Raw genomic sequence first — 14,685 nt, forward strand, 5'->3', positions numbered from 1 at the left:
AATCACCTTTATCTCACTATTTTTTATACATGTCAGATAATTGACCACCCCTAACTCTGTTAACTAAAAAATGACATTTTATTGAGAAAGCGCTTTCTAATTGTTTTTTATTTGTGCTATAACTCACCTCTATTAAAAATTCATCTTACTGCCATCCTGCGCAATATGGTCCTTGCACAGGAAGAAAAGAGGTTATCTATTATGCACAGTATTTCTCTACCCGCAGACAGTCCTTTGTTAAAGCAATCATTTCTTTATGGAACCGCTACATCAAGCTTCCAAATTGAAGGTGATGTAGAAAATCGCTTAGAGTGTATATGGGATAGATTTTGTGAGCGTCCTTCTGCCATTGCTGATCATTCAAATGGCGACGTGGCCTGTGACCACATTGCGCGTTGGAGAGAAGATTTCGAGATTCTGTTAGACCTTAATGTAGATGCTTACCGCTTCTCTATTTCTTGGCCTCGCGTTATGACGCAAAACGGTGAGTTAAACCCTAGAGGCGTAGCCTTCTACAAAACATTAATTGATGCCCTAAACGAGAAAGGCATTAAGCCATTCGTAACACTTTATCATTGGGATCTGCCGCAATATTTAGAAGACAAAGGCGGATGGCTATACAGACAGACGGCTTATGAGTTCCAAAACTATGTAGATAAAATTTCCCGAGCTCTGGGTGAAAGTGTTTTTTCTTACGCCACCTTCAATGAACCATTCTGTAGCGCTTATCTCGGGTATGAAATTGGCGTACATGCACCGGGCAGGACGGGAATGAAGAATGGGCGCACTGCAGCTCACCACATTTTACTGGCTCATGGTTTAGGTATTAAAACACTTCGACAAAACGTTCCAAACAGTGAAGCCGGTATAGTATTGAATTTCACGCCATGCTACCCCGCCACACAAAAATCAGAAGACTTATTAGCCACCCGCAAAGCTGATGAATATATTAATCAGTGGTATATGCAGCCAGTAATGGAGGGTAGCTATCCGGAAGTCTTATTTGAACTAGACGAAGCAGACAGACCACCGATAAAAGCAGGGGATTTGGATATTATTTGCCAGCCTATCGACTTCTTAGGCGTTAACTTCTACACGCGTTTACACTATTCAGCGCCGAAGGAAAAAAACGCATTATTTTTCGAACATCCTCACCAAGGACCGCTAACCGATATTGGGTGGGAAATCTATCCAAAAGCACTTTATGATTTGCTTACGTCATTGAATGAACGGTACACGCTGCCACCTATTTTCATTACTGAGAACGGCGCTGCTATGGCAGATAGATTAATAGATGGCGAAATTAACGATGTGGACCGTGTTAAATATTACCAAGAGCATTTAAATATGGTCCATAAGGCAGTTGCCGATGGAGTGAAAGTAAGTGGTTACTTCGCATGGAGCCTTATGGATAATTTTGAATGGGCAGAAGGTTATGAAAAACGATTTGGCCTAGTTCACGTTGATTTCGAGACCCAGAAGCGCACACCAAAACTTAGCGCAAAGGTTTACAAAACTTTGCTAGCAAGTCGAACATAGTAATATTGGAAAAGACGATGGACCATAAACTGACGATAAAAGAAAAAATAGGTTATGGCATGGGAGATGCTGCTGCTAACTTAGTATGGCGAGGCGCGCTCGCCTACCTTGCAGTATTCTATACCGATACCTTTGGTATTACTGCGGCCGCCGCTGCCATGTTGTTCCTCGTGGTTCGTCTTTCAGACGGTGTTACCGATATCATTATGGGGATGATTGCTGACAGGACGCAAACCCAAATGGGGAAGTTTCGGCCATGGATACTAGGCTCTACGCCATTTCTCGGCCTTTTTATGATCCTTTGTTTTACTACGCCAGAACTTTCTTACTCTGGTAAGCTTGTTTATGCCTACCTTACCTACATCGGACTTACACTGGCGTATACGGTCAATAATGTGCCGTACTCAGCGCTAATGGGAGTAATGACCACCGACGATAGGGAACGAACAAGTCTATCTGGGTTTCGTTTTGCTGGCGCGTTTTTAGGTGGTTTAGTAGTTATGGGCTGCTTACCCATACTAGTAGATTGGTTAGGAAAAGGTAACGATGCAACTGGCTATCAGTATACGATGTGGCTATTTGCTGCCTTGTTGGTTGCGTTGATGTGCATTACTGTATTCACAACAAAAGAGCGTGTGACCATACAAAAATCACCTCAATGCTCTCGCCCTTTATCATCTGAACTTTCTGAACTAGCTAAACAGCTGCCGTTAATTTTGATTCCACTTTCAGCGATAACAGCCTTTTTCTATTTCCGCGATATATTAACTGGCGTAATTTTTATTGCTGTTATGGTGTTCACCTCTATCGCAGTTAAACAGCTAATTCGTCGACCAGAATCAATGAACACCCGCTCACAGCAGGATATTATCGACTTACTCTCAAACAAACCCTGGTTGATACTGTTGGGAATGGGTTTTTTAACCATGATGTTTAACGGTATCAAGTACGGCGTTATTGCGTATTACTTTAAGTATTATATGGGAAATGAGCTACTCACAGGGTACTTCTTTATTGCTCTTCTGGTGGTATCTATTTTTGGTGCGCTTGCTACGGCAAAGCTATCTTCAATAATCGGCCGAAAGAAGCTTTTTATAGTCGCGCTATTAGCGAGTAGCTTACTCACCTGTGGCATTTACTTTGTGCCCCAAGGTAATGTGAGTGGAATATTTATCCTTGGCTGCAGTGCCGAATTTTTTGCAGCTATTTTACCCACCTTATTTTTCTCTATGCTAGGCGACTCCGCGGACTATAGTGAGTATAAAACCGGACGTAGAGCGACAGGTTTGGTTTATTCAGCGGGCTCTTTTGTCCAAAAGACCGGGGGCGGCTTTGCAGGTGCTTTAGTATTATTAGTGCTAGGTAGCTACGGTTACAACGGGCTTGATGTAAATACTATCGAGCAATCTCTTCCTGGTATGAAGTCATTGATGAGTTGGATACCTGCATTATTCGGCTTCGCTGGCGCAGCACTTATCTGTTTGTATCCTTTAGATGACGAAAAACAGCGAGAAGTCACTAAAGCTTTACTTACTCGTCGTAGCGAACAACCGCCGATAACGGCATAATACAAAAACGTTAAGTGATTGTTTTAATAAACGAGGTTTTTACACGTGCCTACCATTTACCAAGTTGCCGAGCGCGCAGGTGTTTCTTTATCTACCGTATCCCGCGTTTTAAACGGAAAAGCCTCGGTAAATAAGCTGTTGCGAGAGCGGGTGGAAAAAGCGGTAGAAGAATTAAACTACCGTCCAAATTCCGTCGCTCGCTCATTGGCTAATAGCCGAACAGACAGCATTGGCGTGCTTGTACCTGAACTAAACGCTCCTTTTTTCGGCGACTTGATGCAGGCAGTAGAATCAACGTTACGCGCTGCAGATAAGCACGTCATCATTACTGTAGGGCGAAACTGCTTAGAAACTGAAAAAGATGCGGTAGAATTCTTAATAAGCCGTAACTGCGATGCACTCATCATGCACGCCGAAGCACTGTCAGATGAATACTTATTAGAACTTAACCAGTCCAAACTTCCTATTGCTTTAGTAAACAGACAAGTCGAGGGGCTTTCTGAAGCGTGCACTACGCTGGATAATGAGAAAGGGGGATATCTTGCCACCCGCCACCTACTCGAATTAGGCCATAAAAACATTGCGTATATATCAGGTCCAATAGAAAAGCGAGATGCCAAACTGCGTTTGGAAGGGCACAATCGGGCGCTGTCTGAAGCAGGGCTCTTGGTTAACTCCGAACTCGTTTTTGAAGGCAATTATACTGAAGAAGACGGAAAGCTTGGATTGTTGGAACTTATGGCTCGCGACTTACCGTTTACCGCATTAGTATGTGCTAACGATTGGATGGCATCAGGGGCAATAAGTTGCGCCCGGGATTTGGGCATGAGTCTTCCCCACGATCTATCAATTGTTGGTTTCGATGACGTAGTTTTCGCACATCATGTTTTCCCACGACTAACGACGGTAAGTAACCCTGTTGCTAACATGGCCGAGATGTCAGCAAAATACATTTTAAACAAAGTTTATGGGCAAGCTAATGACGTTAAACTGAGCTTCGAGCCCACACTTATACTGCGTGAATCTACTATGAAGTATGATGGCTAAGATAATTTGTGAACCTTAGCAGCTGCAGTATTACAGAGGAAAATCTATTTATATATTGTAAGTGAAACCCATCTGAACTGTAGCCCATATGGTTTGGGAAAATAGCGTATAGAGCGTGTTCCATGTGGAACATGGCAAAACGTTAGCATCGTTTATAAATATCGCACGCCTTTGAACTATGTAACCCCCCTTATAATTTAAAGCACATTTACACCTTCTAATTTAACGAGCTAAATCCCAAGCTTCACTTGTTTTTAAATTAAATGACAAATAAGTCGCATAGGCGTCAGGCTATCGAAAAATAGAAGTTTACTTCAGATGTAGCCACGTTAAATTATCAGCATACCGCGGAGAGTTTTTGGGGAAAAATTATGAAGTATCTATTGTTAGCTTTTTTATTGCTTTGTTTAGGGGTAGGAACAAAGGTCAGTGCCAATACTGCCGAGGCCACTGTAAATCGAACCCTTGATGCACTGCATCACAATGCGTCCGTTGCTAACTTTGAAGCGTATTTCAGCTTGTATCATAAAAACGCCATTTTCATAGGTACTGACGCGTCGGAAGTTTGGGATAAAGAAACATTTAAAGCCTATGCAAAACCCCATTTCAATAAAGGTACTGGATGGACATATCACCCTAGAGATAGACACATCTATTTTTCGCCAGACCAAAATACAGCTTGGTTCGACGAGTTGCTGGATAATAAAAGTTTAGGCGAAACAAGAGGGACTGGCGTTCTGATAAAAATTGGGGAGGATTGGAAATTAGCACAATACCATCTAGCTATACCCATTCCAAATTCAATAGCTGACAGCGTTGCAGAGCAAATTAAAACAATGGACAACGAAAAAGCCCCGCATTAAAACGGGGCTTTTGGATCTTTACCTCACTTACTGGTCATTAGGTATTAGACTGGGTAAGCGGCTGTATTTCCATCTCAACGCGACGGTTCATAGAACGGTTTGCCGCACTGTTGTTAGGCACTTTTGGCGAGTATTCACCCATACCTACTGTCGTAATACGTGTTGGATTAACTGAATAGTTAATCAGTAAGTTTTTAACCGCACCTGCACGACGCTCAGATAAAGACTGGTTGTACTGTTCTGACCCCGTATCGTCAGTGTGACCTTTAATCATCAATACGGTTTTCTCGTAGTTGTTTACGACTTTCGCAACATCTTGAAGCACTGGGTTAAAGTTAGGGCTAATGCTTGAGCTATCTGTTGCAAAAGTAATATCCCCTGGCATGATTAATCGCAGATTATCACCCTCACGTACCACCTGAACACCAGTATCAGAAAGCTCACTTCGAAGTTCTTCTTCCTGTTTGTCCATGTAATTACCTATTGCACCACCTGCGATAGCGCCTACCGCAGCGCCCCAGGCATAGCGACTTTTATCGTTGTCGCCAGTAGCTTTACCAAGTAATGCGCCAACTACCGCGCCAATAGCAGCACCTTTTTGCGTATTGTTAGGGTCATTTGCACAACCAGCCACCGTTAGTGATGCAGCAATCAAACTTACAGCAAGAGTCTTTTTCATAACTTCCTCTTTTTTCAATTGAAAGCTCAGCTTTGAGAAGCGTCAGATGTCCTTTGCCACTCTCAATGAGCTTTATATAAAAACGTTGTTAATTACTTAACTTTATACTTAAGGTTTGCAATTAACGTTCCACTCATTATTTACGATATAGCTAGCAGGGTATTGATACTACTATTTATATTTTATCTAAAAAAATTATTGCTGTTAGATCAGCGATAAACGTCGAATATTTCGTATCATGATTTACTAATCTCGCTAAATTCTAAACGAAACATGCTGAACCTTAGCTAAACGGGTGCGTTTATTTTTACAGAAGAAGAGAAAAGAAGTTGGGTAACACAGTGTAAACTCTACACTGTGTTGCCAATAAGTAACGTTTCAGCCAATCGAAACTGAGCGCTCAAAGAACGCATTTACATCTATTTTGTAGTCTGAAGCGATAACAGACTTAGTGATGCTTACGGTTTTATCTATAGATAGGTCAATATCTTTCGGTGTTAAATAATGACTATTACGGACGGAATAGAAAACCTTTACTAATGGCGAAAGAGGTGAACCTTTCTGTTCCAGTACCATAGCTAGCCGTTCATTAGACAGTAATACTAGGCTACCTACGGGATAAACACCTAGGCATTTTATAAATTGCTGTACAAGCGACTTATCAAGTCGGGTGGGGGCATCATTCATTAGGATAGAGAATGCTCTTTGGCTAGACATACCTGCTTTGTAAACCCTATCCGCAGTCAACGCATCGTACATATCTGCAATAGCCAACATGCGTCCTGCTTTACTTATATCATTGCCTTTCGTTCCAGCAGGGTAGCCTAGGCCGTCTAAACGTTCATGGTGTTCACTAATTGCCTGAATAAGCGGTTGCGCTATGTCTGTCTCTTTTAGATAGTCTACGCCGTGTTTTACATGCCCCTTCATAATATCCATTTCGCTATCTGTTAAGCGACCTGGTTTATGAAGTATTTCATCTGGAATTTTTATTTTGCCTAAATCATGCAAAAAACCCGCGTATGAAAGGTCTTGAACCTCTTCTTCTGACATACCTAAAAACTTGCCAAAGTTCGCCAAAAGAACAGCAACGTTAAGGGAGTGCTCTAGCAAGTAGTCGTCTTTCTCTCGAATTTTAGTTAAGCAAAGCAGCGCATCAGGATTTCTATCAACTGACTCCACCAGCTTGCTCGAAAATGCTTTTGGAATACTTGCATCAAAAGGCGTTTCCTTTTGAACACTAGCAAGCAAAAGCTTTTGAATCGCTTTGCCTTGTTCGTGAAGTTTAGATGCCCTGGTTAACTCATTTTCAAGGGAGACTTTTTTGGCTTTTTCAGCCTTATTCGAATTATTCGGCTTACTATTGTCCGTAGAAGAAGTTGAATTATTACTAGGATCAAATGCTTTCTCAGTATCGATAGCTAACGTTTTTACGCCTTGCTTCTTCAGTACATTAACGACATCGTTTGATATAACGCGCCCTTGGCTTTTAACCGTTAAAGTACCTTTTTGCTCTAATATCTGATGAACAAACATACCCGGTATTAGCTGATCTATCGTAATCTTTTTAATCATTCTAAATGTACAACACTATTTTCCAAATGCTATTACGTTGCTACAGAGCATTTACTAAACTTTCTATGGAACTAATACTCTAGCTCTAACAGTATAGTGTGTAAATCTGGCTTCCATGCGAATTTACTCATATTGACTCGGTAATTTTTAACAACTACACCTTCCGCTGTTAAACGCTGTCGTTGCTCCTCTGCTTTTTCCGAGCCAGCAGGAAAAGCAATTTTTCCGTCACTACGTAATACTCTATGCCAGTTACAGTCTATGTTTATCTCTCTTAAACATTTCCCCATCATTCTTGCTCTGCCAGGTAACCCACATAAATCAGCGAGTTGTCCGTAATTAATTACATGTCCTGATGGTACGTAAGAAAGCGTTTTCTCTACTCTAGATTGTACGGCTTCACCTGCCATGTTGTATATTATCCTATCTGGTAAGTTGCGCTGTTAAATAGGTGATTGCGATAAATGAACGCAGTTAACATTGTAAAAAAAGTTAGAGAAATAAGGTAATGCGCCTCTATTGTGAAAAATGTGGATACCCCGAAGCAACGTGTATCTGCGCCCATATTAACACGGTGGATACGTCGTTAAATATCATCATTATCCAGCATGAAAAAGAAGCGTATCATGCGAAAAATACAGCAAGACTAGTTTCTTTGTGTATTCCAACAAGTCGTATTGTTCTTACAAATGATGCGCAAGCTATGGGTAGCTTGCCCAACGAGTGCTCTCTAGAACATACAGCACTCATATATCCCAGTGATACCAGTATGCCAATAGAAAGTACTGCACAAGAAAGATTAAATAAACTGTCTACCTTGTTGTTAATAGACGGGAGCTGGAAACAGGCATTCGGCATAGTTAAGCAAAACCCATGGCTTGCTACTTTGCCTTCATTTCACTTTTCATCGGCGCCAGCGTCTAATTATGCAATTCGTCACACAAAATTAGAGCACGCGCTCTCTACACTCGAAGCGACAGCCTATGCGATAAGCTGTTTAGACAAAACCGACGTATCTGCACTTCACAAAGCTCAATACGCCTTACAGAAGCATTGGCAAGGGCCAAAGTCCCATAGAAGGCAAATCTAACGCTGAGAGGGTCACAGGACTATCTAAGTGTTCATAGGTACAAAGCCTTTGTGCCCTTTAATTAAACTTATCCAATGGCGAATAGCAGGGTATGCCGACAAGTCGAAGCCGCCTTCATGAGCTACATGGGTATAAGCAAACAGTGATATATCAGCTAAGCTAATGGTATCGCCTATCAAATAGGGTGTGTTGTTAAGTTGATGTTCCATTACCTCAAGCGCTCGGTATCCACCCGCTTGCTTAGACTCATATTCCGCTTTTCTGTCATCAGGCAACCCTAAATAGATATTGATGTAGCGGGCAACGGCAATGTACGGTTCGTGGCTGTACTGTTCGAAGAACTGCCACTGCAACAGTTGCGCAAAGTGGTAGGGTGAAGAGGGAACGAGAGGCGTATTAGAAGCAAGGTAATGCATGATAGCGTTAGACTCTGATAACACCCTTCCGTCATCGAGTTCAAGTATGGGAATTTTACCGTTAGGCGTTTTTTCAAGAAATGACGGCGCTCTGGTCTCTCCCTTCATTATATCAACATTAACCCATTCACAGGTTTTGCCTAACAAAGAAAGCAGCAATTCAAGTTTGTAGCAGTTTCCAGAACGTTTATCGCCGTATATTCGCACAGTAGTAATCTCGTTGACTAAACTATTCTTACCTTACCAATGCATTGCTCAAGCGACAAATACTAAAATTTCGAGTAAAACTAAAGGAGCTTTTATTCACGATATTTGTAGATTAGCTATTGTTGGTGATACGTTTATCAAATAGCCTCTTAGTGATATCTCGGTAATTGAATTAACCATTCTATTAAAAACAATAACAGCCACGAAAATGGGATTAAGGCGAGACATGCGGCCACTCTTACTTTATCTCTTGGCTCAATCATGCGAGATCCCATTTTAAGCACGCGCTCTTTTTCACTTTCTAGCTGCTCTATCGAAACTGCGGTTTCAGACTCTTGTTGCTTTGCGTAACGTTTTATTCCGTCTTCTATACTTTCTTCAAGGTGCAAAACAGCCTCTTCCTGCTCTTTTTCTAGCATGTTTTTGAGTTTTATTACTGGCCAAAATAAATAGAACCCGACTACACCAGTGAAAAAAGTAACCATCAGAACATCAATGGACGGAATATCTTTTTTTAACCAGAAAATGGGGAAAATAGTGAGTGCACCCATCGCGAAAATGCCATTTGTTGTACCAAGTTTTAAAATTGTCATTATTGATTTTAGATGATCAATATTAGTACCAGCATGAGGTAGAACTTTGTTTGTAAGGTACTTAATGTTGGACGATATTTGAAACAAGAATAATATTGCTAAGAGCCAAAAGGGAACGGCCGTCGCGGTCAAAAAGAGAACGTGAATTTCTTGCTTTACCGTAATTAGTCCTTCAAACATGCAATACACGATCGTTATCATTATAGAAATAATGATGGCATTGAAAATATGGTGTTTAAACTCAACAGCGAGCTCATTACGGTGCGATGAAAACTGACTAAGCTGGTTAGTTTTTACGAGCAGAGAAATTAATGTACTTGCGACATTCTGATGCATAAGACGCAGAGCGAACCAGAAATAGCCGGTCAAAAGAGACATGGCAATTGCAGAATTGAAGTCTCTCTGGGCTCTTACTTCTCCAATGTCAGGCCATTCTAATGCACCGGTAAAGTAATGCACGGAAAGAAGGATCAGTGTAGCCAATAAGGGTAAGAAACCAATAGAGGCTCCCTTATGCATGTTAGAGTAAGGATTGAGCTTCATTTATACAATTCGTTGAGTGCGGCAGCATTGCTGTTTAAACCGCATGCTACGTTTTAATTCAATAACTTTAAAACGCATTAACGATAAGCTTTGTATGTCGTGATAGCAATAGAAATAAACGTAAGAGAATGTGAACGTTTACTTTTCGTTCGACAATAAAAAACCCGCCAGTTGGCGGGTTTTTTCAAAGCTGTGCTTTTTACTTGCGTAACTTCTGAATAAGGCGAAGTTGTGCAATTGCTTCTGCAAGCTCGTGAGCTGCTTCCGCATAGTTAAAGTCAGCGCCTGGGTTGGCGATGTGCTCTTCTGCACGTCGTTTGGCTTCTTGTGCTGCCTGCTCGTCAAGATCTTCAGCTCGAACCGCGGTATCAGCCAGTACGGTAATGTTGTTAGGCTGTACTTCTAGTACACCACCAGCAACATAAATTACTTCTTCTTCACCGTGCTGTTTAACCAAACGCACCATACCAGGTTTAATAGCAGAGATAAGTGGCGCGTGACCTGGGTTAATACCCAATTCACCTTCGCTACCTGTCACCTGAATCGATTCAACGCGTCCTGAGAAAATCGCTTTCTCCGCGCTTACTACGTCCAAATGTACTGTCATTGCCATGTGAACCTCCTGATTAGGTACGTTAGCATGATGCTAGGCTAGCTAATGCTAGCCCCGCTATTATGCTTTCTTGGCTTTCTCTAGCGCTTCTTCGATAGAACCAACCATGTAGAAGGCCTGCTCTGGAAGGTGATCATACTCACCGTCTAGAATACCTTTAAAACCACTGATTGTGTCTTTTAGAGAAACATACTTACCAGGTGCACCAGTAAATACTTCTGCTACGAAGAACGGCTGAGATAGGAAACGCTGAATCTTACGAGCACGTGATACTACTTGCTTGTCTTCTTCAGATAGTTCGTCCATACCTAGGATCGCGATGATGTCTTTCAGCTCTTTATAACGCTGAAGAACAGTCTGTACGCCACGTGCTACGTCGTAGTGCTCTTGACCGATTACTAGTGGGTCTAGCTGACGAGACGTTGAATCTAGTGGGTCTACCGCAGGGTAGATACCAAGAGAGGCGATATCACGAGAAAGTACTACCGTTGCATCCAAGTGAGCAAAGGTTGTCGCTGGAGATGGGTCAGTCAAGTCATCCGCAGGTACGTATACCGCTTGGATTGACGTGATTGAGCCAGTCTTCGTTGACGTAATACGTTCCTGAAGTACACCCATTTCCTCTGCAAGAGTAGGCTGGTAACCTACCGCAGATGGCATACGACCTAGAAGTGCTGATACTTCAGTACCTGCTAGTGTATAACGATAGATGTTGTCTACGAAGAATAGAACGTCACGACCTTCGTCACGGAACTTCTCAGCCATAGTTAGACCGGTAAGTGCAACACGTAGACGGTTACCCGGTGGCTCGTTCATCTGACCGTATACAAGCGATACTTTATCAAGTACGTTTGAATCGTTCATTTCGTGATAGAAATCGTTACCCTCACGAGTACGCTCACCAACACCTGCGAATACTGAGAAACCGCTGTGCTCGATTGCGATGTTACGGATAAGTTCCATCATGTTTACGGTTTTACCTACACCCGCACCACCGAATAGACCAACTTTACCACCCTTAGCGAATGGACAAACCAAGTCGATTACTTTGATACCAGTTTCTAGTAGTTCTACCGAGCTAGACTGATCTTCGTAGCTAGGCGCTTCACGGTGAATAGACATGCGCTCTTCTTCACCAATTGGGCCTGCTTCGTCGATTGGGTTACCCAATACATCCATGATACGACCTAGTGTCTTAGTACCAACTGGAACCATGATTGGGTTACCGGTATTTTCTACTGTAAGACCACGTTTTAGTCCGTCAGTAGTACCTAGTGCGATGCCACGAACAACACCGCCACCTAATTGCTGTTGCACTTCCAGGGTTAGACCTGACAAGTCACCTTCGGTAACTCGTAGTGCGTCATAAACTCTTGGTACCGCATCTTGTGGAAACTCAATGTCCACAACGGCGCCAATGATTTGGACGACCTTACCTTGACTCATAATTTGTCCTCGTTATCTCTTTTAAACCTTTGCCTACACCGCTGCGGCACCGCTAACAATCTCACTGATTTCTTGTGTGATTGCAGCCTGACGCGCTTTGTTATATACCAGTTGTAACTCATCAATAAGGTTACCGGCGTTGTCGGTTGCTGCCTTCATGGCAACCATTCGCGCAGCTTGTTCTGAAGCCGCGTTTTCTACAACACCCTGATACACCTGAGACTCAATGTAACGAACCATTAGTGCTTCCAAAATTTCTTTTGGATCTGGCTCGTAGATGTAGTCCCAACGATGTTGATATTCTTCGTCTTCTGACTTTGGCAAAGGCAATAACTGATTGATCACAGGTTTCTGTGTCATGGTGTTAACGAAGTCATTGAATACCAAGAATACTCGGTCAATTTGTCCTTCGTCGTACGCTTTAAGCATAACGCGTACAACACCCACTACATCGCTCACAGACGGCTTGTCACCTAAACCAGATTCAGCAGCAAGCAACTTGCCACCAAAGCGGTTGAAGAAACTGCACGCTTTAGAACCTAATGCAGCGAAATCCACTTCTACACCCTGTTCACGCCATTTTTTGACATCTTGGGTGACGAGCTTAAATTCATTGGTGTTCAAGCCACCACATAAGCCTCGGTCAGTGGAAATCACAATGTAACCGACGCGCTTGACTTCACGCTCTTCCAAATATGGATGGCGATATTCAAGGTTACCGTTTGCAATGTGACCAATCACTTTAAGCATATTTTGTGCATATGGACGGCCAGAAGCCATACGTTCCTGCGCCTTTTTCATTTTAGACGCAGCAACCATTTCCATCGCACTGGTAATCTTCTGAGTATTTTTGATACTCCCAATCTTACCTTTTATTTCTTTACCGCTGGCCATGACTATCTCTCCGATTACTCAACGAATTGCGCTGGTGGTTAAACACCAGCACCATTGATTACCAAGTTTGTGTCGCTTTAAAGTTTGTTAAAGCGTCGTTCAACTTAGAGGCAATCTCGTCGTTGTAGTTACCTGATTCGTTGATAGTCTTCATAAGGTCAGCGTGTTCGCTGTTCATGTAAGAGTGAAGAGCGGCTTCAAAATCTAGGATTTTGTTAAGCTCGATACCCTTAAGGAAACCTTTTTCTACCGCGAACAGAGATACACCCATGTTAGCAATTGATAGTGGAGCGTACTGCTTCTGCTTCATTAGCTCAGTTACGCGCTCACCGTGCTCAAGTTGCTCACGAGTTGCATCATCAAGGTCAGAAGCAAACTGCGAGAACGCCGCAAGTTCACGATACTGAGCAAGGGCTAGACGGATACCGCCGCCCAATTTCTTGATGATTTTAGTCTGTGCAGCACCACCAACACGAGATACCGAGATACCAGCGTTAACCGCTGGACGGATACCTGCGTTAAACAAGTCAGTTTCTAAGAAGATCTGACCATCGGTAATTGAGATTACGTTAGTTGGTACGAATGCAGATACGTCACCAGCTTGCGTTTCGATAATAGGAAGCGCAGTCAATGAACCTGTCTTACCTTTCACTTCGCCGTTAGTGTAACGCTCAACGTATTGCTCGTTTACACGTGCAGCACGTTCTAGTAGACGTGAGTGAAGGTAGAATACGTCACCTGGGTATGCTTCACGGCCTGGTGGACGCTTAAGTAGTAGTGAGATTTGACGGTAAGCAACAGCTTGCTTAGACAAATCATCATATACGATTAGCGCATCTTCACCGCGGTCACGGAAGTATTCACCCATAGTACAACCAGAGTAAGGCGCTAGGTATTGAAGCGCTGCAGACTCAGAAGCAGATGCTGCAACCACGATAGTGTGGTCAAGGGCACCGTGCTCTTCTAGTTTACGTACCACGTTAGCGATAGTAGACGCTTTCTGACCAACCGCTACGTACACACATTTAATGCCTGTACCTTTTTGGTTGATGATAGCGTCAACAGCCATTGCTGTTTTACCACACTGACGGTCACCGATGATAAGCTCACGCTGACCACGACCTACTGGGATCATGGCATCAACTGACTTATAACCAGTTTGTACAGGCTGGTCTACTGATTGACGTTCAATTACGCCAGGTGCAATTTTTTCAACTGGCTCGAAACCAGCAGCATCAATTGCGCCTTTACCATCGATAGGCTCACCTAGTGTGTTTACAACACGACCTAGTAGTGCGTTACCTACTGGTACTTCAAGAATACGGCCAGTAGATTGTACTTTATCGCCTTCTTTAAGGTCCGCATAAGGACCCATAACAACTGCACCTACAGAGTCTCGCTCAAGGTTTAGTGCAATTGCGTAACGGCTTCCAGGAAGCTCAATCATTTCACCCTGCATTACATCTGCAAGGCCATGAATGCGGATAATACCGTCAGTTACTGCGACGATAGTACCTTCATTACGTGCTTCACTGCTTACATTGAACTGTTCAATTCTTTTCTTGATCAGTTCAGCAATTTCAGTGGAATTAAGTTGCATGCTCTTATCCCC

The 14,685-nt window shown here is 42.8% G+C and carries 14 protein-coding genes; 5 read left to right on the forward strand and 9 right to left on the reverse strand.

The genetic code is table 11. The features are described from left to right. The first annotated feature begins 201 nt into the window (after positions 1–201). The 4 genes from ACXAGK_RS14365 to ACXAGK_RS14380 all read left to right on the forward strand — a co-directional run bounded on the left by ACXAGK_RS14365 (position 202) and on the right by ACXAGK_RS14380 (position 5,017). Complete coding sequence (locus ACXAGK_RS14365) at positions 202–1,539, forward strand: GH1 family beta-glucosidase (RefSeq protein WP_474856744.1); 1,338 nt, start codon at positions 202–204, stop codon at positions 1,537–1,539. 17 nt (positions 1,540–1,556) lie between these two features. After that, a complete protein-coding gene (locus tag ACXAGK_RS14370) occupies positions 1,557–3,107 on the forward strand; it encodes an MFS transporter (RefSeq protein ID WP_474856745.1) in 1,551 nt (516 codons plus the stop codon). A 45-nt stretch (positions 3,108–3,152) separates the two neighbouring features. Further along, positions 3,153–4,154, forward strand: coding sequence for a LacI family DNA-binding transcriptional regulator (locus ACXAGK_RS14375; RefSeq protein ID WP_474856746.1), 1,002 nt, complete (start codon positions 3,153–3,155; stop codon positions 4,152–4,154). Between the two features lie 371 nt (positions 4,155–4,525). Then, the gene (locus ACXAGK_RS14380; protein WP_474856747.1) at positions 4,526–5,017 is read left to right on the forward strand and encodes a nuclear transport factor 2 family protein; all 492 of its coding nucleotides are present in this window, start codon (positions 4,526–4,528) and stop codon (positions 5,015–5,017) included. A 37-nt stretch (positions 5,018–5,054) separates the two neighbouring features. Here ACXAGK_RS14380 and ACXAGK_RS14385 read toward each other — a convergent pair whose 3' ends face one another. The 3 genes from ACXAGK_RS14385 to ACXAGK_RS14395 form a co-directional block, all read right to left on the reverse strand. After that, a complete protein-coding gene (locus ACXAGK_RS14385; protein WP_179985088.1) occupies positions 5,055–5,696 on the reverse strand; it encodes a YiaD family glycine zipper/OmpA-like lipoprotein in 642 nt (213 codons plus the stop codon). 378 nt (positions 5,697–6,074) lie between these two features. After that, a complete protein-coding gene (locus tag ACXAGK_RS14390; protein WP_474856748.1) occupies positions 6,075–7,271 on the reverse strand; it encodes an HD-GYP domain-containing protein in 1,197 nt (398 codons plus the stop codon). 71 nt (positions 7,272–7,342) lie between these two features. Then, positions 7,343–7,681 carry an MGMT family protein gene (locus ACXAGK_RS14395; protein ID WP_474856749.1) on the reverse strand — a complete coding sequence of 113 codons (339 nt, stop codon included), beginning with the start codon at positions 7,679–7,681 and terminating at the stop codon, positions 7,343–7,345. A 98-nt stretch (positions 7,682–7,779) separates the two neighbouring features. Here ACXAGK_RS14395 and ACXAGK_RS14400 point away from each other — a divergent pair, with 98 nt between their 5' ends. Next, on the forward strand, positions 7,780–8,361 hold the full coding sequence (locus ACXAGK_RS14400) for a tRNA-uridine aminocarboxypropyltransferase (protein WP_474856750.1): 582 nt from the start codon (positions 7,780–7,782) through the stop codon (positions 8,359–8,361). 23 nt (positions 8,362–8,384) lie between these two features. Here ACXAGK_RS14400 and ACXAGK_RS14405 read toward each other — a convergent pair whose 3' ends face one another. The 6 genes from ACXAGK_RS14405 to atpA form a co-directional block, all read right to left on the reverse strand. Continuing rightward, a complete protein-coding gene (locus ACXAGK_RS14405) occupies positions 8,385–8,984 on the reverse strand; it encodes a glutathione S-transferase family protein (protein WP_474856751.1) in 600 nt (199 codons plus the stop codon). Between the two features lie 149 nt (positions 8,985–9,133). Beyond that, a complete protein-coding gene (locus ACXAGK_RS14410) occupies positions 9,134–10,120 on the reverse strand; it encodes a hypothetical protein (protein WP_474856752.1) in 987 nt (328 codons plus the stop codon). A 199-nt stretch (positions 10,121–10,319) separates the two neighbouring features. Beyond that, the gene (locus tag ACXAGK_RS14415; RefSeq protein WP_012520215.1) at positions 10,320–10,733 is read right to left on the reverse strand and encodes a F0F1 ATP synthase subunit epsilon; all 414 of its coding nucleotides are present in this window, start codon (positions 10,731–10,733) and stop codon (positions 10,320–10,322) included. 60 nt (positions 10,734–10,793) lie between these two features. Then, positions 10,794–12,179 (reverse strand): F0F1 ATP synthase subunit beta, encoded by a 1,386-nt coding sequence (gene atpD, locus ACXAGK_RS14420; protein ID WP_012520216.1) that lies wholly within the window; start codon positions 12,177–12,179, stop codon positions 10,794–10,796. Between the two features lie 33 nt (positions 12,180–12,212). After that, on the reverse strand, positions 12,213–13,073 hold the full coding sequence (gene atpG / locus ACXAGK_RS14425; protein WP_012520217.1) for a F0F1 ATP synthase subunit gamma: 861 nt from the start codon (positions 13,071–13,073) through the stop codon (positions 12,213–12,215). Positions 13,074–13,131: 58 nt separating this feature from the next. Then, the gene (gene atpA / locus ACXAGK_RS14430; RefSeq protein WP_269917847.1) at positions 13,132–14,673 is read right to left on the reverse strand and encodes a F0F1 ATP synthase subunit alpha; all 1,542 of its coding nucleotides are present in this window, start codon (positions 14,671–14,673) and stop codon (positions 13,132–13,134) included. Positions 14,674–14,685: the final 12 nt, after the last annotated feature.

Source organism: Alteromonas sp. ABM1_013, from assembly GCF_056160505.1.